The following is a 24,354-nucleotide window of genomic DNA, read 5'->3' on the forward strand; positions in this document are numbered from 1 at the left end:
CCTTTCGGCTCCTCTTGTGTATGTTTCAAACGCTACACTTCAGCACAAATTCGCGTTCCCTGATCGATTGCGCGTTTTGCGTCTAGCTCTAGGGCTTCGTCTGCTCCACCTACCAAGTGATATGGCATAGAGAGGCCCTCTACGATATCTCGCAGAGGCTCTTGACCCGCGCATATAATGATATTGTCTACTGGCAGCACTTGCTGATTGCCATCTACCGTAATATGAAGCCCTTCGTCATCAATTTTATCGTAGGTAACGCCAGGTATCATAGTTACCCCTTTTGCCAGCAGTCCCACACGATGTGCCCAGCCGGTAGTTTTGCCTAGACCACGCCCCACTTTCGAAGATTTGCGCTGCAACAAAAATATCTCTCTCGGCGATGGTTCTGGCTGTGGTTTCATACCTTCAATACCGGCACGAGCGGTCATGGTCATATCAATGCCCCACTCTTTCATAAATGCAGGAATATCCAGACTCGGGGTTTCTTTTCCGTGTGAGAGGTACTCAGCAGTATCGAAGCCAATACCACCCGCGCCGATAATAGCAACTTTATTCCCTACCGGTTTTTTATCTTTTAACACGTCGATGTAAGAAAGTACTTTTTTGTTATCAATACCCGGGATATCAGGCATTCTAGGCTTTATACCCGTTGCTACCAACACCTCGTCAAAACCTTCATCGTTTAGAACCGAGGCATCTACGCGGGTATTGAGTGTTAAGGTAATATTATCGTGCAATTCTATTTGACGAGCGAAGTAGCGCAATGTCTCATAAAACTCTTCTTTACCAGGAATTTGTTTTGCAATATTAAACTGCCCGCCAATTTCACTGGCTGAGTCGTAAATAACCACGTCGTGGCCGCGCTGAGCCGAGGTTACCGCAGCAGCTAGTCCAGCAGGACCAGCGCCTACCACAGCAACACGCTTTTTCTTTTCTGCAGGCTTGATGTTCAATTCAAGTTCGTGACATGCCCTAGGGTTAACTAAGCAACTTGTCATCTTGCCACTAAACACATGGTCTAGGCAGGCTTGGTTACACCCAATACAGGTATTAATCTCATCAGCTTTATTTTGCTGAGCTTTGCGTACAAAATCAGGATCGGCCAAGAATGGACGAGCCATCGACACCATATCTGCATCACCGCGAGCTAACACGCTTTCAGCCACTTCGGGAGTGTTAATGCGGTTTGAAGTGATAATTGGAATAGATAATGCCGCGCGAAACTTGGCGGAAACCCACGTAAAGGCAGCTCGAGGAACCTTAGTGGCGATAGTCGGAATTCGCGCTTCATGCCAACCTATTCCTGTGTTAATTATGGTGGCACCGGCTTTTTCTATTTCTTTGCCGAGCTGAACAACTTCGTCGTAAGTAGAGCCGCCTTCAACTAAATCCAACATCGAAAGACGATAAATAATAATAAAGTTTTCGCCTACGGCTTCTCGCACGCGGCGAACTACTTCAATTGGCAAGCGAATACGATTTTCATACTCTCCGCCCCATTCATCGTCGCGGTGATTTGTTCTACGAGCAATAAACTGGTTTAAAAAATATCCTTCAGAGCCCATTATCTCAACACCATCGTAGCCAGCGCGCTGAGCTTGAGTTGCTGTAGTAATAAAATCGTTTATTTGTTTTTCTATTTCGTCAGGCTCAAGCGCTTTCGGCTTGTAGGGATTAATAGGCGCCTGCACCGCCGAGGGTGCTACTAATTTGGGGCCATAGGCGTAGCGGCCAGTATGCAATATTTGCATACAAATTTTACCACCTGCTATATGAACAGCATCTGTCACTTCCTTGTGATTTTTTACTGCCTCATCGGTATCAAGGCGAACCGTAGACGGGTGTGTTGAGCCCTCTTCATTTGGGCCAATACCGCCAGTAACAATAAGCCCTACTCCACCACGGGCGCGCTCGCTGTAAAATGCAGCCATACGCTTATGCCCATCGGGCAGCTCTTCTAGGCCAGTATGCATTGAGCCCATAATCACGCGGTTCTTTAATTGGGTGAATCCTAAATCGAGAGGACGAAATAGATGAGGATACACAGTGTGATCGGTAACGGTCTGATTCATTGCTCATTCCTAAAGTTTTGTCTAATGCCATTTATTACATGACATATGTGAACTAATAATTATTTGTGCCTGTCGACGCTACAATTTCATTTGTTTTATTGCGCTAGTTTTTACTGCGCTATTTTTTTAACAGCGCTGTGTAGCGGCGGAAATTCTGGTTGCTGCTGCTTTTTTTGTGCTTCCATGGCAGTGAACACATCTTCCATATGAAACATGCCTGCTTGCCAGGTGGCCATATAATCTAAACTCTCCGACACCGTATGCTCTGTGGCATAGTTGATCATTGTTTTTGTGCCAGACACCGCAAGCGGAGAGTTAGCGGCAATTTGTTGCGCAACTTTGGTTACCGCGCTAAGCATTTGCTCGTGGTCATCGAATATTTCATTGATAAAACCAAGCTGCTGGGCTTCTTGAGCCGCAAAATTACGCCCTGTGTAGGCAAGCTCTTTCACCATACCAATCGGTATCAACTTAGGCAGGCGCTGTAAGGTGCCCACATCGGCAGTCATACCAATCTGAGTTTCTTTAATTGAGAAAAAAGCATCTTGGGTGCAATAGCGCATGTCACAGGCACTAAGTAAATCTACTGCGCCACCAATTGCTCCACCTTGCACAGCGCCGATAACGGGCATACGTGCCTCTTCAATAGCGGTAAAGCTATCTTGCAGCATTTTTACCGTTCTTCTCATGCGCTCAGCTCGGCGCGATGGATCGCCTTTGAAGTCTTCTTTCATGTTAAGAAATACCGCAAGGTCCATACCGGCAGAAAAGTGTTTGCCCGTTGAAGATATAATAATGACTCGTGCTTTTGCTTCATCATCAATTGCTCGAACCGCAGCGGGAAGCTCTGTCCAAAACGCAGGGTTCATGCTGTTCATCGCCTCGGGTCGATTAAGCACAATGTGTGCGACAAACCCTTCGTATTTTATTTCTAGTGTAGAGTAATTCATGGTTTGCGGTGTCTCCATGGTGAAAATCCTATTAACATTTTTGCAAACTAGACAGTGTCAAGATAAAAGGCTATGTTGACACTGTCAAGATAAAACTGTATTCAAGGTCACTAAGACCTAATAACCTGAAAATTAAAAGCACGGAATTAAAAAATTTAATATGACGAGTGTGGCGCAAACCTATCATCATGGCGATCTTCGAACAGCCTTATTACATGCGGCAGCAAAGCGCCTAGCAGAGCATGGTGTAGACAGTTTGTCTTTGCGCAAACTTGCGGAAGATGCGGGCGTATCTCGCACTGCCCCGTATCACCATTTTAAAGATAAAAGCGCTTTATTAAGCGCAATAGCTGCGAAGGGATTTAGCGACTGGCATTCCGCCGCAAAGCGCATTTTTGAACAAGACGAGAAATCACCAAAAGAGCGCTTTAGAGAATTCGTTCGCGAATACGTCGGTTATGCCGTTGATAATCCTGAGATGTATGAGCTGATGTTCGGGCGCACTATTTGGCAAAATAATGCGGCCACCAGCGACTTAAAAGACGTCGCGTTTCCCTGTTTTCAATTTCAGGTCACTATGACCAAGTTTTGGCAAGAAAAGGGCTTATTGCCCAACAACCAGGACGCACTTAGATTAGCACAAGTTACGTGGGGTACGCTGCACGGAATAGCGCGGCTGTTGATAGACGGTATTTATGCCGACAGCAGCCACATTCAAGAAATGTGTGACTGCGCGGCAGACCTGTTTATGCAGCAGAAATAGGCACCGGCTGCCCTTCGTGCGCCGCTTTGATAAAATCGGCCGCGCGCTCTGCAATCATTACAGTAGGCGCGTTTGTATTGCCACCTATTAAGCTAGGCATTACCGAGGCATCCACAACCCTCAGCCCTTCTATACCTCGTACTTTTAATTGAGAATCGACCACCGCCATGGCGTCGTCATCGCTTCCCATTTTACACGTGCCGATAGGGTGATAGATGGTTTCGGCGCGCTCTCTCAGAAACTCGAGAATGTCTTCGTCACTTTGCGCCTCCTCACCAGGATAGAGCTCTTTGCCTTTAAACTTCTCAAAGTCTGGCGCAGCTAAAAGTTTTCTGGCTATTCTCACGCCGTCAATCATTACCTGCTGATCTTCAGGTGCACTGAGGTAGTTAGGATCTATGAGTGCGTGGTCTGCTGGGTGATTGCTTTGTAGCGAAATAGTGCCTCGACTTTTAGGGTACAAACAACAAACGTGAAGACCATAGCCATAGCCAAACGCCACTTGTCTGCCGTGGTCATTTAAAATGGCGGGTAGGAAGTGGAGCTGTATGTCTGGGTATTCCTCTGCTTGAGACGAGCGTAAAAATCCGCCGGCCTCCGCAATGTTAGATGAGAATATACCGTCCCTTTTCAGCGCGTATTCTGCTGTTGCTTTCACATATTTTGGCAGGGCTCCCGCGGCCACAGCGTAACCTTCACGAGCTTCACAGGTAAATTGCACAATAGCATCTAAGTGGTCTTGTAAGTTTTGACCCACACCAGGTAAATCCTGATGAACATAAATTCCTTTCTCTTCCAGTTCAACTCTAGGGCCAATACCCGAGAGCATTAGTAGCTGCGGTGAGTTAATTGCGCCTCCGCTTAAAACTACTTCGCTTTTGGCGTAATACCTTGCGACTGTGCCTTTTTCTCTTACCTGTACGCCTATGGCACGCTTGTCTTTCAATATCACTTTTTCAGCAGCCACCTTGGTAAGAACAGTGAGGTTATTGCGGTGTTTTGCCTGCGACAAATACCCCTTAGCCGTGGAACATCGCTGGCCATTAATTTGGGTGACGTGGTAATAACCCAACCCTTCTCTATCGTCTCGGTTGAAGTCGTCTAACTGCCTGTAACCACCAAACGACGCCGAGTTAACAAAGGCATCTGACAGTACATCGGTGTGACGTAACTTACTCACGTTTAAAGGCCCACCTGTACCGTGATATTCATCAGCACCGCCTTCGAAGTTTTCCGATCGCTTAAAATAAGGCAGGACGTCATTAAAAGACCATCCTGCAGCACCTTCTTGGGTGGCCCATCGGTCGTAATCTTCGGCCTGACCGCGTATGTAACACATGGCATTAACAGAGCTACTGCCACCCAGAGTTTTTCCTCGTGGCCAAAATAGTTCGCGGTCGTACATCTCTTTTTGAGGCGCGGTATGATAGCCCCAGCCTATACCCTCAAAGCGACTTAGCAAGGAGATGCCAAAGGGTACGTGGATCATAGGATTGGTGTCTTTCGTGCCCGCTTCAATGAGTAAAATATCAAGCGCAGGATTTTCAGACAGCCGCGTGGCTAACACAGCCCCCGCAGAGCCGCCACCTACAATGATGTAGTCATATTTGCCTTGCATTTCACTCATATTCACTGCTCCAAAAACGAAAATTCATAAGGCGATTAACGCGTTTATTTTTTCGCACTTGTTTAATTGTTAACAAAACGTTGTGGTAAGACCAGATTAGCAAATTAGTTATCATTCGGGAAAGTTTTATGTTGTAACTTTCACAAAACGTAATAGTCTTGTTGTGTTATCTACCTTTTGCCTGAGAGCCACGTCTTTGTTATGCCACTTTCACCGTCATCTTTAGAAAGTCAATCAGCCTCATTGTCAATTAAGGATAGCTGTAAGCTTTTGATTGCCAGAGTGCTCGTGAGGCTTGGCAAATTACGCTACGACGATTTTACTAAAGACGAACTGCACGAATTGATATCTGATTTCTTTCCCCACCGCTTTTCGCTAAACATTCCCATCGGTACAGGGACTGTCAATATTCATGAAGGAGAAATCAGCTTTAACAATGAAGCAAACCGAATAGCACTTCAGTGTCTTGCCACTATTAATATCGATGTCGCAAACACAACCTTGTATCGTGCTCACCTTGTCGTGGTGGTGAGCGCTAAGCCCGACTATGATGAAATATCTAAAACGGTGTTGTTAACCCATGTATGCGTAGACACCATTACATTGATTAACGACGATTATGCACTGCTGAAGGACTCTCGATATGTGTTAAACACGTTTTTCCCGCAGGGCATTAATAGCTTGGTCACGTCGTCATTACGCTCTGCGATGTCGCTATTTACTGTAGGCACATCCGATTTGGCTACTGAGTATCTTAAGCTTTATCTCTCAGATTCAAAGCAAGCTGTGCTGGACTACCATAAACCCAAAATAAACCAAGCTATTCAAGAAGAGCTAAAAGGCACAAATTTGACTCACACAATGCGTAAATCTCACTGGCGCGAAGCTCTTTTTGCCCAAGTGGGTAAAAGCGTAAGAGTAGAAAACGACCGCTTACGCTTTTACCTCACAAAGACTGAAAACACGCCCCAAGATTAAAGCGCATCTTCTACATTCAACACTTCTTTAGTTCAGATAAACCAGTACTAATGGTCGCTTACAATAGACAGGGGCACAGTATCGATATGCTCACCAATGTCGTCAATATTTAGCCTGGGGTTATCTACGCTGGCCTCCAGCATATCAAAAGCCTCTTTCACATATAGCGCAAGTGGCTGCAGCGATTCTATATTCTTGTTGCAACACACCAACCCAACATTGGCAGTATCTGCGTAGGTCATAAAGGTGATGTTTACCCCGCCACCTGGTGTCATTGTGGATATGGGGTAACAGGCCAAAAGCTTTGCATCTTTCAAATATCGAGTGTCTTTAGGGCCAGGAACATTAGAGATTAGTATGTTAGCAATGGGTTTAACCACATTGGATAACCTCAACCATTCGAATACTAACGCAAGAGATTGTATTGCAATGGTGTAACTACTAAACGCAGAAGGTCGTGCATGCTGGGCTGCGTGCTTTACTATACGATGATTCACTACTATTTGACGTAGTCGAAGATAAGGATCGTTTTCACCGTGGGCGAGCTTCACTGGCACAATGGCAATTTTGTTTCCTGTGGTTTTTTCACCCGGCTTTCTTAAATTAATCGGCATATTTGTGAACAATGCTTTCTTAAAGACTTGCCCGTGGTCTTTAAGCAGTTTGTGAACACCGATATCAAATGCACACAATAATACCTCATTCGCCGTAGAGCGAGTGCGTCTAGCCAGTGACTTTACCCGTTTAAAGTCTAAGTCTACTGTGGCTACTGCCCTACCCGCCTTTACCTGCCCAGTTAACATGGTTTTTGTACCCGTGAAGGGAACCGGCATGTAATGTGGGTTAACCCTGAGTATTTTCATGAAAATGCGCAAAAAGATAATAAACAAGTCGAATACGGTTTTTAGCGCATAACCTACGCCAACCAATCGCTTCACAAGACTCACTGGGTCTCGCTTTTTATTTCGAAGTCGTTTTACCGCCCAAATAGGAGTAAACTTACCCTCGCTAGAATGCGATACATACCCAGACTGAAACCATCGCACCAATGTCGTTCCGTCGCCGTACATGTGGTGTACTCTGGCATAAATGGCGAAGGTGTCGCTGGTTTCATCAAAAATAAAATGATACTGCCATAGGGGTTTATCCGGGTCTAGGCGCGAGGCGTGGAGGCGAGCAACAAACGCATCGAGAGCCTCTCTGTTTTGCACATTCGCGACCCGATGAATTTGCACATGATAATCCATGTTCAAGGTTTTCACTGGCTTGAAGCCTATAGGGTAGCCAAGAAAGGTTTTTACCGTGCAGCTGAAAGGCGAAGTAGCGCGGGTATAACTCTTAATTTCTTTGAATAAGTTTGGCACGTAACTTTTTTTGTCAGCCCCTTCCGGCAAGGCCAATAGCTGTAAGCAGGCTACGTGTTTTGGATTTTCATCAGATTCAGTAATCCAAAATGATTTATCTAAGAAACTGAGCGTTTTTGACATTATTTACTCCCGCTGTAGCTATCAAGTGGCGACTCACTTTTTATATCACTCGCAAAGTCGTGAGAGTGCAGTATATTCAACAAATGCGCTTTTTCTTTTTCATTCAATGCTAGTCGAGGAAAAATACTCACCATCATAAGCGATAGCGCGTGAAAGCGCTGAACCTCGTCGTCCATATGACTGTTTAATTCATCGAACTGGCAAGACTGTGTAATGATCAGCAAGATAAGTTCAACAAGCAACACCCTATCAGCTTCAGTAGTAACAAGAACCTTTCTCTCGCCTAACGAGGTAAATAGGAAACTAATTTGGCGCTTGAGGTTAGCCAGAATGTGCTGTCGACGTTTTACGATAGATGGGTATTTTTCGGCCAAATCTGCTGGGCTTTTATAAAGAAAGCGAAAAACATGAATGCTATCGACGAGGAGATACAGGTAATACATGATTTCTTCTGCATTTAGCGTATCAAGCTTTTCCCTCGTCAACAGAGTTTGCATTTGCTTCTCATGCATTTTCATCAGCGCTATTACAATGCTCTCTTTCCCTTTAAAATGGTAATAGAGGTTGCCTGGGCTAATGTCGAGCTCAATGGCAATGTCGACACTCGTTACCGAGTTTTCGCCATGCTCATTAAACATCGCTAAAGCAGTGAGCAAAATACGCTGTGCTGTTTTCATTTTTACCTACGCCAATGTTTGTCTCATAAAAACACTAAATAGAGCTGCATAAACCCCGCAGCCATTCCTAGCAGTGCACCGGTGACAATAAGCTTCCATTCGTCTTGCTGATAGGCGGGTCGCAGCACCCCCTCAAATTCTTCAGCACTGAGTGCTTGCATTCTTAAGCTTAAATCCTGACCTATCTGCATAGCCCCGTTGGCATAATCATAGGCATAAAGTAGATACTTTTCTGAGTTATCAAAAATTTGCTGTACCGCCAGCGCCTTCATCTTGTGATAATTTTCTGAGCCCACACCAAGTGCAAAATAAGGTTGGGCAATAGCCACGTAGCGCTCAATTGCATCGTTAACATGAAGTTCAATAAGCTCAAGTAGCTGCGCCGAGCCTGAACCATGAAGAATGACGTTGGTGATATTTTTAGGCGTAATAAGCTTGTCTTCAATAATAGAAGAATAAACCTCCGACACTTCTTTCTGACGCTTTAAAAACATTCCCTGAATGGTGAAAGGCCCTATCTTTCGCGGACGCTTTGGTTCAAATATGATTTTGATTGCAATCCAATTGGTGGCATATCCAACAAGCAAACCACCTAGTGGCAATATCCACCAGGCTTGGTAAAAGTGCCATAACAACATGGTGGGTAAACCGAATAAAAAGCCAAAGTACAGCCCTGAACGCACGATAAAGGGAAACTCTTTGCTGCCAGCGGTGAGAAAAATTTCGTTGATAAGTTCTGGAGAGTTAACCAGTTGCTCTACAACTAGCTCTTTAATATCGAGAATTTCGGAGACATTGTGTTGAAAGTCATCAACCATTTTGTGAACGACATTAGGGATATCGTTTTCGATACGTTGGTAAACTAAATCTTTCCCTTGAACCGGCAATGCGGCCCACATTTGCGGAGCAGATTCGGCCATAACGTTATTCACTACTTTGCGAATAACCTGACTCAGTCGACGCTCTATGGCTTTGGTAAGCTCGTCGGGATCTAACCGTTGAGCCAACTCTTCGACACTTAGTAATTTGCCAAGAACCAGTTCAACTTCAATTTCAGCCATTTGTCGACGCTTTGCGGGAATCAGCCCCTGCCAACCTAAAAAGGGCTTTATCCCAACAAATTCAATGGGATAAAACATCATCTTCACGGCTAAATAGTTCGTCACCCATCCAACTACCGCGCTAATCAGGGGTATAGATAGTAGACTTAAGGTTTGAAAATTCCAGTCCATACAGCGAACAAATGTTCCTATTTATTATTCTACTCATCAGGCTACTGAGTGCTTATGATTTGGTCAATGTAAAAAACGCAATTAAAGGTAATTGTTGATAGAAAACAAGTTTTCTATATTAAATATACCTTCTCAAACAGCGCTATTCTTAAATAACCCGCATCAAAGAATACATCTCGATAAAAAGTTTCGTCAAAACAGAAATCTACAGCCCTCCGTATACAACCTTAGGTAGTGAATTCTAATTTTGCTACCTAAACTGTATATTGCTAAAAGAGCGTCAGTAGATTTGTCACTTGAACGTCTGATCTTTGCATTTAATAGGTGGTTGTCATGACAGCATTCGATATACAGTTAAAAAAGCTAGAGCGTGATATTGAGCACGCAAGTTGCTATGAAGAATATGAAGCTGCCTGCATAGCCCACGATGCATTATCTGGTGCAGATGAATGGAAAGCACAAGACGAAAGCGAATACTATGATTACAAACTTATTCAAAAGCGTGTTCAGCGTCTGCAAATAGCCCGTGGTAAAGGCGATGTTCATGCATTAATGTCGATTTTGCATGAGGGACTTCACGGTAATTTAGGTAATATTGCTAACCCGGTATTACAGAGCTACTGCAAAATAGGAACAAAAAAACTCATTGAGCAGTTTATCAACGAGGTTTCGCTTACTTTAGAGCAAATTGTAAATGCGAATGAAGACGACGTTGATTTTTACGAAAAGCTTTCGTTTTTTGAAGAGACGGCCCATGCATTTGGCCGCAGTTGCCTAATGTTATCTGGCGGGGCTGGGCTCGGCTTTTTCCACGCCGGCGTGGTTAAATCGCTGAACGAAAAAAAATTACTCCCTACCGTCATTTCTGGCGCAAGTGCAGGCTCTATTATTGGCGCTATGCTTGCAACACGAAATCATGATGAATTAGTAGAATCTCTCGACTCAGAACGCATTTACGAAATGTTTAAACACTGGCGAACATTTGCGGGTTTAAAAAAAGGCAGTCTCTTCGATAGCTCTATGCTGGAAAATGCACTCATTGAATTATTTGATTTAACCACCTTCGAAGAAGCATTTAAAAAGACCGGCCGACACGTCACTATTACGGTGTCACCTGCCGACTTACATCAGCACTCGCGTTTGTTAAATGCCAAAACATCGCCAAATGCCATTATCAGTCAAGCAGTTCGCGCTTCTTGTGCCGTGCCTATTGTGTTTAGCCCAGTACAGCTTAAGGCGAAAACCCCCTCTGGTGACATTGTGCCCTATATACCCAACCGCCGGTTTGCGGATGGCTCGTTAATGGCTGATTTGCCGTTTAAACGGCTGGCACGTTTGTATGGTGTGAACCACAGTATAGTTAGTCAAACAAACCCGCTTGCAGTGCCCTTTATCTCGTCACGCAGAATTGATGCAAATTCACTTTGGGATATGACCACTCGCCACATTGGGCAGCTAGCGAAAACTAATAGCGTATTTGCCATTGATATGATTGAAAAAATGGTAGGCAATAAGAGTGCAAAACTTGCCATTCACAAAGTTCGATCCATAATTGACCAGCAGTACGTAGGAGACATCAACATATTGCCAAAACGTCAGCTTAGTAACCTTTCTAAAGTACTTGCAAACCCAACGTTAGAAAGTATGGATGAATTAATTACCAGCGGCGAACGAGCGTCTTGGCCTCAACTCCATGTAATAGAAAGAAATACCAAAATAAGCGAGAAATTGCGGTATCATCTGGCACAATTGAAGAAACGAGAAGCCCTTGAGTTACGGCACGTTGCGCAATAACTGCTACACGGCCCACACAACAACAGAGGCGAATGTAAAATTAAAGGACTACGGTGAGCGCACAAAGTCAAAACCCCGACAATATATACACTCAACAAGTAAAGCATCTGCTTTCCTTGGTATATCCTCAGGAGTCTGGTTTTGGCTCAATTTTCGAAGACGCTCGCCACTACTTTTCACTTTCCACAACGCTTGAGCAGCACACCGCTGATTTAAAAGCCCAACTTCTAAAACTAAAAGACAGAAAGGACAAAGAGGTTCTCGCGGGTCAGCTCACGCAACAGATAAAAAATAACACCCAAAAACTGGAAGAAGAGCGTTTAGCGCGCTTAGAGCGATTAGAGGCTGTTTGCTCAAAAATCATTTCTCTTTGCGAAGGAGAAACATGGGCAGAAACGCAGCAGCTTAGCGCCAAGTTTTTAGGCACGTTAATGCTTCTTACCCGCGGTGCAGACGGTAATTTTGCCCGTGTACATCAGCGTTACAAACCTATTTATAAAGCGGTGCTCACTTTGCGCTTGGCCGATCGGTTGCTTGCTCACGATACGATTGCGCACTCTTATTTATCTAAATATCGAGAGGCAATTGCCCGCTTTAGAAACGACCAGTATTGGAAAGATAAATGGAAAACAGAGCTTGGTATTCCATTAATTTCCGCCGCGCTTTTACAAGATATTGGATTACAAAGCTCAGCGGCCCTCACTATTTTGAAAGGCCCAGATGGTGATCTTGATGAATTTAGGCTTTTAGACGAATCTCAGCGAAAAGACTTATTAAAAATAAACTATCACTTCACTATGAAGTATTTAGCCGATGGACTTGGTATTCCTAAGTACACCGGTAATGTTAAAGATGAGAGAGACCGCTTTATCAAAGTTCACAGCGATGCATCATCGTTTTTACAGCAACTTGTTAAAGACGCATTTTTATCTAAGACAGGATTGGGTGAATTAGTTAAGATTCCTCAGATATATGTCTCTATCGTACTATCAACAAAATCTGACTATACCCGCCTTGATTTACCAAAAGGCTACCTGCTTATTGAACAACTTGCGAAAAAAGGCAGTTTAAATAAACACCTGGCCCAAGATTTCACAAATTTAGTGGGTTACTTTCCTCAGGGGTTTGGTATCACGTTTATACCCACCAATGAGAAAGGCCAAGAAAAGAATCAATATGAATATGCTATTGTTGTAGGCCTTAATCCGGCCAAGCCAGCAGAGCCCATTTGTAAAGTTGTCACCCGTAATCAGAAATTCGTCACTAGCGGGGCACAGGAAGTCATCGATAAAAGCCGCAACTTGTACTTCCCTGCGAATAGGAAAAAGTTGATGCGTTTAGGTGAGGCAAGATTAGGCGAGATAATGGCCCAGCTATCGAATAACTTTACGCAAAACTCTCTAGACGAGTTGGTGCCCAGCTTTTGGGAGCCACACGATTTCTTTGGATTTAAAAAGCATCAAAATTTGTGGACAAAAAATAACTAGCTGTTAAAAAGACAAGTGGTAGACAGCTAGGTGGTAGACAGCCAGGTGGTAGACAGCCAGGTGGCAAATAGCCAAGTGCTAAATAGATAGGCCCAGAGAGAAGCCGCCTTTAACTTTTAGTAAGCAATATTGGAAAGCAATCTTAGTTAGTGATATTTGCTAGTGATATTGGCTAAAGATATTAGTAAGAAGTTGTGCCTAAGTGTTATATCCCGCCTGTGGTTCAGTTACTCGTGATGGCCAACTGTTTCACAAACCGCATAAAAAAAGCAAACCTGATGGTTTGCTTTATACGTTAATCGCTTTTCTTAGCTGTACTCACAGTCGCCACAGTCGCTTTCGTTTCTGATGTTTTTGGCGCAGTAGCAGCTTTTGCATTTTTAGACGCCGTCGCTTTTGCAGTGCTAGTTGAAGAAGTCGACTTTGCCGTTGTTTTTCTAGCGGCTGGTCTTTTTGTCGCTGCCTTTTTAGCTTCTGTACCTGCTGATGCTTCAGAGCTTGTTTTAGCCGAAGCTGCTTTTGATGTGGTACTAGATGTAGCTTTTGCTGCTCTTGTGGCAGTCTTTGGTTTGGCGGTAGCTGTGGCTTTTTTCGATGCCTGCTCTGCGGCTTCTTTAGCTGCTAAAAGAGCAACCTGTTCTACCAACAAGTCAACTTTCGCAGAAAGCGCATCAAGTTGCTCGGTTTTGCGCTGATGCTTTTCACCACCGGTAAGCATTGTATATACCGTTGTTGATTTAACCAGATTTTGCGCAGCGTCAACAAACATAAAAGGATTAAAAGTTCGTCTTAAATCCGCCTCAACTTCAACACCTTTGGTTTGCATCTGTTGAAACACTTCCTGTGTTTTATCTATCTGTTTACTCACAATTCCAGCGGCTTGATCTAGCTCGGCAGTAATCATATCAGCGCCAGCAAAAAGCCAACCGAAAAGTGGAGACGATTTTAAAGGAGAGGGTGAAGGAGATTTCACGGGACGCTTTTGCGTCGATGACGGCGATTGTACTTCTGCTTTAACCACAGTGGTTTGCTTTGTATCAGTACTTCTATTACTCATAATGCCTCCTAGAACGGGAGATAAAGAAGATAGTTGCGGTATAGCCTAAAACAATACTGTTGCCTATACCGCAAATCTTTTAGAGAGGTTAGCACTTACCGTGCCCTTGCTGATTAATGCGCGCAAAAACCGGCAAGGGCAACAATGTAGTGTTAAGCGCAAATCGACGCCGGTTTACTTATTTGCTGCAAGCTTAGCAACAGCTTCGGTAAGTGCATCGATTTTTGCCGACAACTCATCAATACGCTGGTCTGCTGGCTCATCGTCTAAACCTAACTTTTTACGTACGTCGGCAACACGGTTTTCAACTTCGTTAGTCGTCGATTTAAACTTGCTGCGTGCATCGCCTTCTAAAGACTCGCCCTTTGAAACAAGCTCGTCGAACATCTTACTTGCTTCTTCACTTAGCTTGTCGTAACGACCCTGCGCTTCATCTACGCTTTTTCCATAAGCGCCAAGACCTGCTAACCAAATTTTACGCGCCATTTCTTCAGCGTCGTTGATTTTGCCTTTGATAGTATCTGTAGTAGTCATTTTGAGCTCCTATGAATGCTTAATGTGGGTGTGACTAAACACCATAACTAAACTTTACGCAGAACAATTAGAAACCGCATACTAAAAACAAAAAAAAACGCCTTTTAATCGTGTTGCCCATTAAACTAATTCAAAATTTGAATGGGAAACGCGATTAAAAGGCGCTTGTTGTTGGTCCAATGCTTTAGCGCTATACATCACTGACGCTACACATTATCGGCGCTACACATTATTGGCGCAATGCATCGACGCTTTAAATTGAAGTAACTAAACGGCGCTGACCGCGAAAGAGAGCAATAATTTCTTTCAACCTGCCTTAGTCTACGATGTCATTAGGCATGTCGTGGCGAATTTGCTGCCAAACCTTTCCACTCTCAATACCGTAGTTTCTTACTACATTGGGTACTCGGTCGTAGTCCCCACTTTCAGCCGCCTCTAGCAGATCGGCATAGTACTTCATAGCAATATCACGAGCCGGCTGGTAACTAAAGAAATAGCCACCAATGCGGGAATATAGACCGCGGAAACCATTCATCATGAGTACGAAGACATTGTTGTTTGAAGCCAGCGCCAAATCGTGAGTCATTTGATAGTCGAACTGAGCGAAGGCTAAACCTTCTTGTTCCACGTTTTTGTAGCGTGCAATAATATCAGCAGAGGCTTGAGAATTGTGGCGTATAGCGCCTCGAATAAAGACAGCACTTAGATTTGTTCTCGCCGCTAGTAAGTTATCTACTAGCTCAGGAATACCCTCTTGATCTAAGCGAGCGAGTGTTTCGAGGATATTTAAGCCGCAGGTTTCCCAGAAGTTATTAACCTTTGTGGGCTTACCATGCTGAATTGTCAGCCATCCATCTCTGGCAAGTCGCTGCAAAACTTCTCTCAACGTTGTTCGTGTGACACCAATTAGCTCAGATAACTCTCTTTCAGCAGGCAATATTGTACCTGGCGGAAAGCGGCCGCTCCAAATTGATTCAACAATGTATTCTTCGGCGAATCCAGCGGGACTCTGCGCCTTATATATCATAACTAAACGCCTGCATGTTCACATAAGCTCATAAAATTTAACAACTGATTGTACCAGATGGTTGCATAATTACACAACGAAATATGCACGGGCTCAACCACCTAGAGCAAGTATGTAGTGCACGAATGAGACACTGCACATATCTTTTGCGCAAACGCTGTGTTTGACGGTGTCTTAAAAAGCATCATAGACACAACCCACTTGCTCACAAAACAGTCAATCGAACTGATGTTTGCCTTCTATTTAACGGGAAGAGCCAAAAAATCGACAAGTTTTCAGTCACTTTAGTCTATAGACACCTGTGAATTGCTTTCTCAAGACGTTAATATCATGTACGCTTAAATTCCGACTATAATAACAGCCATAAAACTGTTTTTGAGCAAGAACCCAGTGTTCTACCCACAGTTTGATAACGCGATAAATCGCAAACATACAGTGTAAAGATGCGCACAAATGCGTGCTTTGTTGTAAAAGGAACAGGAACTCATGCAAACCTCAATGATCGCGGCGATCTATAAGAACTTCCTGGGTCACGCGCCCGATTGGTATAAGAAAACTATTATTGCCTTCCTCATTGCTAACCCCTTCATATTTATGGTGGACCCATACATTGCGGGCTGGTCACTGGTAATTCAGTTTATTTTTACCCTTGCTATGGCACTCAAGTGTTATCCACTGCAGCCCGGTGGCTTGTTGCTTATTGAAGCTATGTTCATAGGTATGACAACGCCGGGTCATATGATGCACGAAATTGAGGTTAACCTAGAAGTTCTGCTGCTGTTGGTCTTTATGGTGGCGGGCATCTATTTTATGAAAGACCTTTTGATGTATTTATTCACCAAACTTGTCATCAAGGTCCAAAATAAGCTCATTCTGTCTCTTTCATTCATTTTTGCGTCTGCGTTTTTATCCGCGTTTCTCGATGCCTTAACCGTTGTTGCCGTTATTATTAGCGTCGGTCTTGGTTTCTACTCTATCTATCACAAAGTCGCCTCTGGCAAGGAATTTCATTCTGACCACGACCACACCAGTGACGATGGAGTGCACGATTTAGGCAGCAACGATTTAGAAGACTTCAGAGCCTTTCTTCGCAACCTAATGATGCATTCTGCGGTAGGTACAGCGCTAGGCGGCGTAATGACCATGGTGGGTGAACCACAGAACCTAATAATTGCCGATAAAGCGGGCTGGAATTTCGTCGAATTCTTTATCCGAATGGCGCCAGTGTCTTTACCTGTTTTTGTGTTCGGCCTATTAACAACTGTGTTCTTAGAAAAAACCGGCTTGTTTAGCTATGGTGCAAAGTTACCTGTTGCGGTTCGACAGATCCTCGCAGACTACAATGATCATATGGACGAAGGACGCAGCAAGCGAGAAAAAGCCAAGCTTTTGGTGCAAGCGTTTATTGGTGTATGGCTTGTTGTGGGCCTAGCTACACATATGGCTTCTGTTGGTTTAATTGGTTTATCGGTTATTGTTCTTGCAACCTCAATGAGCGGCGTTATTGAAGAGCACGCCATTGGTAAAGCGTTTGAAGAGGCATTGCCTTTCACCGCCCTTCTTGCTGTGTTCTTTGGTGTAGTAGCCGTTATTATTGACCAAGGGCTTTTCCAGCCTGTTATCCATTGGGTGCTTTCTTTCGAGGGCGAAACTCAAATGGTGATGTTCTATCTCGCTAATGGTGCACTGTCGATGGTTAGCGACAACGTATTTGTTGGTTCTGTATACATCACGGAAGTAACAGCAGCCCTGGAAGCAGGACAAATAACTCGAGACCAGTACGATATGCTTGCAGTAGCTATTAACACTGGTACTAACTTGCCCAGTGTTGCCACACCAAACGGACAAGCTGCATTCTTATTCCTGCTAACCTCTGCCATAGCCCCGTTACTGCGCTTGTCGTACGGCAAAATGGTGATGATGGCCCTGCCGTACACCATAGTTCTTACAATTGTAGGCTTGTTAGCGACCTATATTGGCTTAGCTGACGCAACAACATGGTTATACGATATGCATTTGATAGAGCACCACAGCGCCACAGCTGTGGGCAGTGAAGCGGTAGGACATTAATATATGCGCACTGTGATTAGCGGAATAAGCCGGTGGGCAGAGCACAAGTCTTCTTGGCTTGTGCTGTTTGCTTCGTCTTTGGCGCTTGAAGTTGCCGCTCTGTACTTCCAATACGCCATGGGGTTAAAGCCCTGTATAATGTGTATATATCAGCGCACAGCAATGTATGGCATTGTGCTAGCGGCGCTTATTGTGCTTATCAGCAATAACGGCTTTACCAGAATGCTCGGCTTTGCTGGCTGGGCCGTTTCTGCGGTGTGGGGCTATTTAATTGCCACAGAACACGTAGAAATCTTAAATGCGTCAAATCCGTTTTTTGCCAGCTGCGAAATAGTACCGAACTTCCCTTCCTGGCTGCAGCTGCATGAGTGGATACCTGCAGTGTTCGCCGCCGAAGGCGATTGCTTAGAAAATACATGGCAGTTTTTATCCATGGGAATGGCTGAATGGATGCAAATTATCTTTGCTGTCTATGCCATAGCCTTTGTGATTGTATTTGCATGTCGGCTATTGGATAAAAAGCCCTTTTGATTGATTTATCCATTCTCCCCTCTCGCTTGCCGCCTATTCACACAGAGCAAGGCCCTGTCTCGATACAGCGTATTGCATTAAAGCATCGCGATATGCTGTACGAAGCTGGGCAGCAGTCTATTCAACATGTTAAGCCTTGGTTTGGCTCATCGGTGTGTCCAGTTACGCCTGCACTTTCGAAGCAGTGCATAAATGATATGGAAAAAGCAAGAGAGAGCGGTTATGGGCTTACGTACTTATTGGTCCACGAAGACCGCTGTTTGGGGATGGGGATCATTAACCACATTCACCACGCCCATCTCAGCGCCAACTTAGGCTATTGGCTGAGACCGGATGCCTGTGGAAAAGGCCTTGCTACAGCAATATGCAACGCACTTAAAAAGCTGGCGTTCTCGCAGATGAATTTACATCGCCTTGAATGTTTTGTAGAGCCTAACAACAAAGCCAGTTTGCGCGTAGCAGAGCGTATAGGCGCTATAAAAGAAGGCTTGTGCCGTAAGCGCGTATTTGGCAGAGATGCTTTGTTATACGCACTTGTAAACGACTAAACTGCACATTCCCACCTGAAGCTGTCATCCAAGCTCGTATCTCATTAAGGTGTTCCAAGTTCAGTGTTTTAATTTAAGCGCTTTTATATGAGCGCTCTAAAAAAGTATTGTTCAAAAAGTTATATTCTAAGCAGATAGTTAGTCGAGGTCTTCTAACGGCCAGATAGCAATGTAATTTTCAAACTCATTCAAATCTACATCTGTTTCGAATACGGTTTTATTGCGAACAGACATACCTTTGGCATGCATAACATGCTTCTTTCCCTTGTTAAGTAAAGGATGCCAAGAAGGCATTCCCCTTCCCTCGTGCAATCTTCTGTAAGTGCAACTTGTGGGCATAAAGAATATGTCTTTCAAATTCTCTTTAGTTAGTTTAACGCAATCGGGAACCAGCGTTGTGCGGTTTTCGTACTCAGTACATTCGCACTTTTTGGTGTTGAGGTACGAGCATACGATATTGGTGTAATGAATTTGCTCGTTGGCGTTAATGAAGTCTGTAGGCGCGTATTCCTGTGCGTCTTCATCATCAATAAATTTATGTAAACAGCACTTACCGCACCCGTCGCACAACGACTCCCATTCTGACTGGTTCATTTCTTCAAGTGATTTGGTTTCCCAAAATGGTGCCGACATTACGCAGTAACCTTTGTTTGAACAGAGAAATAAGCGCTAAGCGATGCTGTAACCGTATCGCCTTCATAAAGCGGTCCAACACCTTTTGGCGTGCCAGTTAAAATAACGTCGCCAGCGTCTAGCGTAAATACAGAAGACATATGCGCTATTAAAGGAATAACCTTGTGCAGCATTAAGGCTGTGTGTCCTTGCTGACGAACTTCACCATTAATTTCGAGGGTAAAGCGCAAGTCGTCAAGACCGTCAAATTGCTCAATAGGCACAAATGGTGACAAAGGTGCACTATTGTCGAAAGCCTTTGCTCGTTCCCACGGCTGGCCTTGCTTTTTGAGCGAGGCCTGAATGTCTCTTAACGTAAGATCTAAACCTAACCCAATACCCCATATAGCCTTTGCAACATCAGACTCAGTGGCGTTTTTTAAGGTATTTTTGAGCAACACCGCCACTTCAAGTTCGTTATGACAGGAACCATTATCAGAGGGTATTACGATAGGTGAAGACATATGACACATTGATGCCTTAGGCTTCATAAAAAGCAATGGCTGTTCGGAGACAACCGAATTCATTTCCTGGATATGGTCTAGGTAGTTTCTACCAATACACATCACTTTATTGACAGGAAGCGGTATAGCCTCACCAGACTCTTGTTTATGTTGATAAGCCATTAATAGCCTCTCTTTATTCGCTCAGATAAATACCCTACAGACACACCAAAATAAGAGGAACGATTCCATTTCATTAGCGTATGGAAGTTGTTGTACACCAGATAAATTCTTCCACTTTCGCCGTCAGGCATAATCAAAGACGCTTTAACATCTACCTTGGGTAAATCTGAGCCGTCGAATCGCCTCACGCCTTGCTCTTGCCAGTAAGACAGCGGTCGCATATTTGTTTTTGACAGGCCTGAAATGGGCACGTCTTGAGTAAGACGAACCTGCCGCCCCCACGTGCCCGAGTCATCCCACCCTTCTGAGGACAAGTAATTTGCTATCGAGGCAAATACATCTGCTGGAGTGCCCCAAATATCTTTTTTACCATCACCATCATAATCGACTGCATAGGTTAAAAAGGATAAAGGCATAAACTGCGTCTGGCCCATTGCTCCAGCCCAAGAACCCTTAAAAGAGTCTATCGGAATATGGCCCTGGTCTAAAATAGTAAGTGCAGCGAAAAAGTTCTTTTTAAACAGCGCTTCTCTTCGCCCTTCGTAAGCTAGCGACGCAAGAGCAGAAAGCACGCTATAAGAGCCCTGTATTTTACCAAAATTGGACTCATTGCCCCATAACGCAACGATAAACCGTGGCTGCACACCATACTCTTCGCCAATTTTATCGAGAAGTGCCTTATTAGACAGGTATTGTTGTACTGCTTGTTCAGCTTTCCAATCTGGCACACGAGATACAATGTAATCGTCTAAGGTAATTTTCTTTTCTGGCTGATTTTTGTCAGCTTTGACAGCTGTAGGGCGAAACGTAATATCGTTGAAAGCCCTATCCAGCAAAGTCGAACTGAAACCTTGTTCAAGAGCTTCATTTTTCAAACTCTTTACATAGGCGTTAAAGTCACTCTCACTCGCAGCAAAAGCAGAGGATGTCGCGGTGAACATCAGCGCAACCAAAAGTAATAATACGCGCATGTTAAAACTTTACATCCGGTGTAGATGACAAACCAAGGGCTTCGCGATGTGATGACAATAAATCATCTTCCTTAGGCGGCATTTGCAGGTAAAAACCGTTGCTGGTTAATTCTTCTTCTAGTTTTTTCTTATCAATGCCCGCTGCTTTATCCCGTTTATCTAATGACAATAACGTAACAAGTTCTGGGTGACCAAAGCGCTCTAATAAAGGCGCAGGCACGTCATCGAAATTGCCTTTCTTAACAACATACAGGTACATGCCCTGCTTCTTTCGAGTTTTGTAAACCGCACACAACATAAAAATACTCTTCTTTTCTAATCGAGCGTGAATGTTCTTAATTTATTATCTGTCTGGTAGCTCACCTAAAAGTGCTTTCACTTTAGGCAAAAACAGGGGCTCTCGCCATGTTGAAAGTACGTCGGGTTTAAGCCCTTGAACGCGAGTATCATCAACACTGAACCAATACCATTTTAATAATTGGTTTAACTGTTTCTTCGATGAAACCACTTCGTTATTAACGCCGTTTTCCCGAGCAATCTGCTCGCTAATTGCTTTGAGATCAGCCAACGTTTTCTTATATTGAGGAATATCGATAAGCCGCAAGACTTGTGGTAGTCGCAATTTTACCGGCGTTTGTGCAAACCGAGCCCGCGCCTCTTCAATCAATGAAATAATGGTTTCGCCATAGCGACGCACAGATTGGTAATTTACACCGTTGATTTTTGACAACTCAGACTTGCTCGACAGCAGGCGCTGAGCGGCTTCAAACATATGCCCTTCTTTAAACACAAAGTTTAGCGCGATATCTTTATTTCTAGCCGTAGTTAAACGCCAAGACGCTAGAGCTTGAAGCACGGTGAGCTGTTCGCTGTTGAGTCGCCAGTTGTTTTTTATACTCAAGTACGCAAAGTCTGCCGGCATCTCAGCACGCTTTTTGTTCGCCAGGAGGTCTATTTCTTGATAGACCCAATGCTCCTTGCCAATTGCTTTTATTTTCCCCACCAGCTCGTGATAGCAAGGTAGCAGATACAATACGTCATTGGCCGCGTAACTTAGCTGAGATTCTCTCAGAGGCCTGGCAATCCAGTCGGTCCGAGACTCTCCCTTGTCGAGGCTGACGTCACATATCATTTCGACAAGACGCGCATAGCCAAGACTAGGTCCCATATCCAACAAACTAGCAGCAAACTGAGTATCGAACACTGGCTCGGGAATGGTACTAAAGGCAACGAGAAACGTTTCAAGATCTTCTGAGCAAGAGTGCAACACTTTCACCACAGACTTATTTTCAAGTAAATCGATAAAAGGCTGCATGTTGTCTATGGCTAATGGATCGATTAGCAGAAGCTGCTCGCCATCGTAAAGCTGAATTAGCCCAAGGTGAGGTGTGAGTGTTCGAGTGCGAACAAACTCTGTATCTAGCGCCACTGCTTTTTGCTGCTGAGCTAAATTGCAGACCGCGACTAACTGTTCATACGTTGTAATTAATTGATATTGCATGTTTTCGCATAATAAATAAAAAAGCCGGCTAACGCCGGCTTTAAAAACAAAGGCTTTAGTCTCTAAGCTCTCGACGCAGTATTTTACCCACATTGGTCTTCGGCAAGTCGTCTTTAAAGACAACATGTTTAGGTACTTTGTAGCCAGTAAGCTGACTACGGCAATGTGCAATTACTTCTTTTTCGGTCAGTGTATCATTGTTGCGCACAACAAATAATTTAACTACTTCACCGCTCACTTCGTGAGGAACGCCTACGGCAGCTGCCTCTACAACATTTTCATGCATAGCGGCAACTTCTTCAATTTCATTTGGAAACACATTGAAACCAGATACTAGGATCATATCCTTTTTGCGGTCAACAATATAGAAATAACCTTCGTCGTCTACGGTTGCAATGTCACCAGTAGCTAACCAGCCGTCTTTTAAAATATCTTCAGTCGCTTCGGGTCTATTCAAGTACCCTTTCATTACTTGAGGACCTTTTACCCACATCTCGCCCGGCTCGCCTTTTTCCACAGGGTTGCCATCGTCGTCAAGTAGCTTGATATCGGTTGAAGGAACAGGCATACCAATAGCGCCTTTATAGGCGTCTATTTGAGGCGGGTTAACCGCAACAACCGGCGAGCATTCAGTTAAACCGTAACCTTCTAGCAATACAGTACCGGTGACCTTTTCCCACTTCTCTGCAACAGGGCGCTGTACTGCCATGCCGCCACCAAGCCCGAACTTAAAGTTAGAAAAATCTAATTCGTCGAACCCCGGAGTATTGAGAAGACCGTTAAACAGCGTGTTAACACCAGGTAAGATAGTAAACGGGTATTTACCCAACTCACTTACAAACGCAGGCATATCTCTTGGGTTAGTAATGAGTAAGTTGCGGCAGCCATATTTCACAAACATGAGGCAGTTAGCTAGCAGCGCAAATATGTGATAAAGCGGCAGCGCAGTTACTACGAAGTCCTTGCCTTCTTCAATCACAGTTTCAAGTATGCCAGACACCTGTTCTAAGTTAGCCACCATATTTCTATGAGTTAACATAGCGCCTTTCGAAACGCCGGTTGTTCCACCCGTGTATTGTAAAAAAGCTAAGTCTGAGCTTTCTATATTTGGGCGTTTGTACTCTAAAGACTGCCCTTTTTTCACCGCTGACATAAATGATGTTGTGTCAGACAGATTAAAAGACGGCACCATCTTTTTAACGTATTTTACCACGGCGTTAACTACCCAACGTTTTGGTGCAGGAAGCATATCGCCTAGCGCCGTTAGGAAAACCTCTTTCACTTTCGTGTCGCCAATAACTGCTTCAAGGGTACACGCAAAGTTTTCTACTATTACAATTGCTTTGGCATCGGCATCATTTAGCTGATGCTTAAGCTCTCTGGCTGTGTAAAGCGGGTTAACATTAACAACGACCATACCTGCTCGCAAAATACCGAACATGGCGACAGGATATTGAAGAAGATTTGGCATCATTATCGCCACGGCATCGCCGCGCTTTAATCCGCTTGCTTGCAGATAAGCGGCAAATTGGGCTGATAGTGTGTCTAGCTCGCCAAACGTAATTGAGTGCCCCATATTAATGAAGGCTTCTTTGTCTTTAAATTTTTTCACCGACTGTTCAAAAATGTCGACAACAGAATCGTAGCGGTCGGCATCAATTTCTGCGGATACGCGAGGGTCGTAATGTTTAAGCCAGGTTTTTTCCACCAAAACCTCCTTTACTTTATTCTTATACTAATATTTGAG

The 24,354-nt window shown here is 44.2% G+C and carries 22 protein-coding genes; 7 read left to right on the top strand and 15 right to left on the bottom strand.

Going from position 1 to position 24,354, the window contains the following annotated elements; genetic code table 11:
• Positions 1–32: 32 nt before the first annotated feature.
• Together GTW09_RS15955 and GTW09_RS15960 are read right to left on the bottom strand one after the other, a co-directional pair.
• Entirely contained in the window at positions 33–2,075 is a 2,043-nt protein-coding gene (locus GTW09_RS15955) for an NADPH-dependent 2,4-dienoyl-CoA reductase (RefSeq protein WP_163112672.1), read from the bottom strand.
• A 110-nt stretch (positions 2,076–2,185) separates the two neighbouring features.
• Entirely contained in the window at positions 2,186–3,025 is an 840-nt protein-coding gene (locus GTW09_RS15960; RefSeq protein WP_163112708.1) for a crotonase/enoyl-CoA hydratase family protein, read from the bottom strand.
• Between the two features lie 160 nt (positions 3,026–3,185).
• Here GTW09_RS15960 and GTW09_RS15965 point away from each other — a divergent pair, with 160 nt between their 5' ends.
• Positions 3,186–3,788 (top strand): TetR/AcrR family transcriptional regulator, encoded by a 603-nt coding sequence (locus GTW09_RS15965; protein ID WP_163112673.1) that lies wholly within the window; start codon positions 3,186–3,188, stop codon positions 3,786–3,788.
• Here the strand turns inward: GTW09_RS15965 and GTW09_RS15970 are convergent.
• Positions 3,772–5,415, bottom strand: a complete 1,644-nt coding sequence (locus tag GTW09_RS15970; RefSeq protein WP_163112674.1) for a GMC family oxidoreductase — start codon at positions 5,413–5,415, stop codon at positions 3,772–3,774. The two genes, GTW09_RS15965 and GTW09_RS15970, sit on opposite strands and share 17 nt — an antisense overlap.
• A gap of 288 nt (positions 5,416–5,703) precedes the next feature.
• Here GTW09_RS15970 and GTW09_RS15975 point away from each other — a divergent pair, with 288 nt between their 5' ends.
• Complete coding sequence (locus GTW09_RS15975; RefSeq protein ID WP_338024973.1) at positions 5,704–6,393, top strand: DUF1439 domain-containing protein; 690 nt, start codon at positions 5,704–5,706, stop codon at positions 6,391–6,393.
• Positions 6,394–6,440: 47 nt separating this feature from the next.
• On the opposite strand, the gene GTW09_RS15980 is transcribed toward GTW09_RS15975, so the two are convergent.
• From GTW09_RS15980 to GTW09_RS15990, 3 genes are read right to left on the bottom strand one after another with little or no spacing between them, the layout of a single operon-like run.
• The gene (locus GTW09_RS15980; RefSeq protein ID WP_163112676.1) at positions 6,441–7,880 is read right to left on the bottom strand and encodes a wax ester/triacylglycerol synthase domain-containing protein; all 1,440 of its coding nucleotides are present in this window, start codon (positions 7,878–7,880) and stop codon (positions 6,441–6,443) included.
• Complete coding sequence (locus tag GTW09_RS15985; RefSeq protein WP_163112677.1) at positions 7,880–8,557, bottom strand: TetR/AcrR family transcriptional regulator; 678 nt, start codon at positions 8,555–8,557, stop codon at positions 7,880–7,882. The genes GTW09_RS15980 and GTW09_RS15985 overlap by 1 nt, the downstream gene beginning before the upstream one ends.
• A gap of 23 nt (positions 8,558–8,580) precedes the next feature.
• On the bottom strand, positions 8,581–9,789 hold the full coding sequence (locus GTW09_RS15990) for a DUF445 domain-containing protein (protein ID WP_071980044.1): 1,209 nt from the start codon (positions 9,787–9,789) through the stop codon (positions 8,581–8,583).
• Positions 9,790–10,122: 333 nt separating this feature from the next.
• Between GTW09_RS15990 and GTW09_RS15995 the strand changes: the two genes are divergently transcribed.
• Positions 10,123–11,583 carry a DUF3336 domain-containing protein gene (locus GTW09_RS15995; RefSeq protein ID WP_100971451.1) on the top strand — a complete coding sequence of 487 codons (1,461 nt, stop codon included), beginning with the start codon at positions 10,123–10,125 and terminating at the stop codon, positions 11,581–11,583.
• A gap of 53 nt (positions 11,584–11,636) precedes the next feature.
• On the top strand, positions 11,637–13,070 hold the full coding sequence (locus tag GTW09_RS16000; protein WP_163112678.1) for a hypothetical protein: 1,434 nt from the start codon (positions 11,637–11,639) through the stop codon (positions 13,068–13,070).
• A 295-nt stretch (positions 13,071–13,365) separates the two neighbouring features.
• On the opposite strand, the gene GTW09_RS16005 is transcribed toward GTW09_RS16000, so the two are convergent.
• The 3 genes from GTW09_RS16005 to fadR all read right to left on the bottom strand — a co-directional run bounded on the left by GTW09_RS16005 (position 13,366) and on the right by fadR (position 15,688).
• Complete coding sequence (locus tag GTW09_RS16005; protein WP_163112679.1) at positions 13,366–14,127, bottom strand: hypothetical protein; 762 nt, start codon at positions 14,125–14,127, stop codon at positions 13,366–13,368.
• A 174-nt stretch (positions 14,128–14,301) separates the two neighbouring features.
• Positions 14,302–14,661, bottom strand: coding sequence for a phasin-related domain-containing protein (locus tag GTW09_RS16010; RefSeq protein WP_071980047.1), 360 nt, complete (start codon positions 14,659–14,661; stop codon positions 14,302–14,304).
• Positions 14,662–14,977: 316 nt separating this feature from the next.
• On the bottom strand, positions 14,978–15,688 hold the full coding sequence (fadR, locus tag GTW09_RS16015; RefSeq protein ID WP_163112680.1) for a fatty acid metabolism transcriptional regulator FadR: 711 nt from the start codon (positions 15,686–15,688) through the stop codon (positions 14,978–14,980).
• Positions 15,689–16,174: 486 nt separating this feature from the next.
• Between fadR and nhaB the strand changes: the two genes are divergently transcribed.
• Genes nhaB through GTW09_RS16030 form a run of 3 tightly spaced genes read left to right on the top strand, consistent with a single transcriptional unit; the run spans position 16,175 to position 18,837 of the window.
• A complete protein-coding gene (gene nhaB, locus GTW09_RS16020) occupies positions 16,175–17,758 on the top strand; it encodes a sodium/proton antiporter NhaB (protein WP_163112681.1) in 1,584 nt (527 codons plus the stop codon).
• Positions 17,759–17,761: 3 nt separating this feature from the next.
• Positions 17,762–18,289, top strand: coding sequence for a disulfide bond formation protein DsbB (gene dsbB / locus GTW09_RS16025; RefSeq protein WP_163112682.1), 528 nt, complete (start codon positions 17,762–17,764; stop codon positions 18,287–18,289).
• Positions 18,286–18,837, top strand: a complete 552-nt coding sequence (locus GTW09_RS16030; protein ID WP_163112683.1) for a GNAT family N-acetyltransferase — start codon at positions 18,286–18,288, stop codon at positions 18,835–18,837. Before dsbB ends, GTW09_RS16030 begins: the two co-directional genes overlap by 4 nt.
• Before the next feature lie 138 nt (positions 18,838–18,975).
• On the opposite strand, the gene GTW09_RS16035 is transcribed toward GTW09_RS16030, so the two are convergent.
• Genes GTW09_RS16035 through fadD form a run of 6 tightly spaced genes read right to left on the bottom strand, consistent with a single transcriptional unit; the run spans position 18,976 to position 24,315 of the window.
• Positions 18,976–19,470, bottom strand: a complete 495-nt coding sequence (locus tag GTW09_RS16035) for a YcgN family cysteine cluster protein (protein ID WP_071980052.1) — start codon at positions 19,468–19,470, stop codon at positions 18,976–18,978.
• On the bottom strand, positions 19,470–20,135 hold the full coding sequence (locus GTW09_RS16040; protein WP_163112684.1) for a fumarylacetoacetate hydrolase family protein: 666 nt from the start codon (positions 20,133–20,135) through the stop codon (positions 19,470–19,472). Before GTW09_RS16040 ends, GTW09_RS16035 begins: the two co-directional genes overlap by 1 nt.
• A complete protein-coding gene (locus tag GTW09_RS16045) occupies positions 20,135–21,076 on the bottom strand; it encodes a lytic murein transglycosylase (RefSeq protein WP_239059448.1) in 942 nt (313 codons plus the stop codon). Before GTW09_RS16045 ends, GTW09_RS16040 begins: the two co-directional genes overlap by 1 nt.
• A gap of 31 nt (positions 21,077–21,107) precedes the next feature.
• Positions 21,108–21,404 (bottom strand): YcgL domain-containing protein, encoded by a 297-nt coding sequence (locus tag GTW09_RS16050; protein WP_163112686.1) that lies wholly within the window; start codon positions 21,402–21,404, stop codon positions 21,108–21,110.
• A 45-nt stretch (positions 21,405–21,449) separates the two neighbouring features.
• Positions 21,450–22,607 (bottom strand): ribonuclease D, encoded by a 1,158-nt coding sequence (gene rnd, locus GTW09_RS16055; RefSeq protein ID WP_163112687.1) that lies wholly within the window; start codon positions 22,605–22,607, stop codon positions 21,450–21,452.
• Between the two features lie 55 nt (positions 22,608–22,662).
• Complete coding sequence (gene fadD / locus GTW09_RS16060; RefSeq protein ID WP_071980056.1) at positions 22,663–24,315, bottom strand: long-chain-fatty-acid--CoA ligase FadD; 1,653 nt, start codon at positions 24,313–24,315, stop codon at positions 22,663–22,665.
• Between the last annotated feature and the right edge of the window lie 39 nt (positions 24,316–24,354).

Origin of the sequence: Alteromonas hispanica, assembly GCF_010500915.1 — a bacterium.
In the GTDB taxonomy this organism is placed as follows: Bacteria; Pseudomonadota; Gammaproteobacteria; order Enterobacterales; family Alteromonadaceae; genus Alteromonas; species Alteromonas hispanica.

What these genes read in the sequence shown, in the direction of transcription:
- GTW09_RS15955 (WP_163112672.1), bottom strand. Translation starts at nt 2,075, where the DNA reads ATGAATCAGACCGTTACCGATCACACTGTGTATCCTCATCTATTTCGT.
- GTW09_RS15960 (WP_163112708.1), bottom strand. Translation starts at nt 3,025, where the DNA reads ATGAATTACTCTACACTAGAAATAAAATACGAAGGGTTTGTCGCACAC.
- GTW09_RS15965 (WP_163112673.1), top strand. Translation starts at nt 3,186, where the DNA reads ATGACGAGTGTGGCGCAAACCTATCATCATGGCGATCTTCGAACAGCC.
- GTW09_RS15970 (WP_163112674.1), bottom strand. Translation starts at nt 5,415, where the DNA reads ATGAGTGAAATGCAAGGCAAATATGACTACATCATTGTAGGTGGCGGC.
- GTW09_RS15980 (WP_163112676.1), bottom strand. Translation starts at nt 7,880, where the DNA reads ATGTCAAAAACGCTCAGTTTCTTAGATAAATCATTTTGGATTACTGAA.
- GTW09_RS15985 (WP_163112677.1), bottom strand. Translation starts at nt 8,557, where the DNA reads ATGAAAACAGCACAGCGTATTTTGCTCACTGCTTTAGCGATGTTTAAT.
- GTW09_RS15990 (WP_071980044.1), bottom strand. Translation starts at nt 9,789, where the DNA reads ATGGACTGGAATTTTCAAACCTTAAGTCTACTATCTATACCCCTGATT.
- GTW09_RS15995 (WP_100971451.1), top strand. Translation starts at nt 10,123, where the DNA reads ATGACAGCATTCGATATACAGTTAAAAAAGCTAGAGCGTGATATTGAG.
- GTW09_RS16005 (WP_163112679.1), bottom strand. Translation starts at nt 14,127, where the DNA reads ATGAGTAATAGAAGTACTGATACAAAGCAAACCACTGTGGTTAAAGCA.
- GTW09_RS16010 (WP_071980047.1), bottom strand. Translation starts at nt 14,661, where the DNA reads ATGACTACTACAGATACTATCAAAGGCAAAATCAACGACGCTGAAGAA.
- fadR (WP_163112680.1), bottom strand. Translation starts at nt 15,688, where the DNA reads ATGATATATAAGGCGCAGAGTCCCGCTGGATTCGCCGAAGAATACATT.
- nhaB (WP_163112681.1), top strand. Translation starts at nt 16,175, where the DNA reads ATGCAAACCTCAATGATCGCGGCGATCTATAAGAACTTCCTGGGTCAC.
- dsbB (WP_163112682.1), top strand. Translation starts at nt 17,762, where the DNA reads ATGCGCACTGTGATTAGCGGAATAAGCCGGTGGGCAGAGCACAAGTCT.
- GTW09_RS16035 (WP_071980052.1), bottom strand. Translation starts at nt 19,470, where the DNA reads ATGTCGGCACCATTTTGGGAAACCAAATCACTTGAAGAAATGAACCAG.
- GTW09_RS16040 (WP_163112684.1), bottom strand. Translation starts at nt 20,135, where the DNA reads ATGGCTTATCAACATAAACAAGAGTCTGGTGAGGCTATACCGCTTCCT.
- GTW09_RS16045 (WP_239059448.1), bottom strand. Translation starts at nt 21,076, where the DNA reads ATGTTCACCGCGACATCCTCTGCTTTTGCTGCGAGTGAGAGTGACTTT.
- GTW09_RS16050 (WP_163112686.1), bottom strand. Translation starts at nt 21,404, where the DNA reads ATGTTGTGTGCGGTTTACAAAACTCGAAAGAAGCAGGGCATGTACCTG.
- rnd (WP_163112687.1), bottom strand. Translation starts at nt 22,607, where the DNA reads ATGCAATATCAATTAATTACAACGTATGAACAGTTAGTCGCGGTCTGC.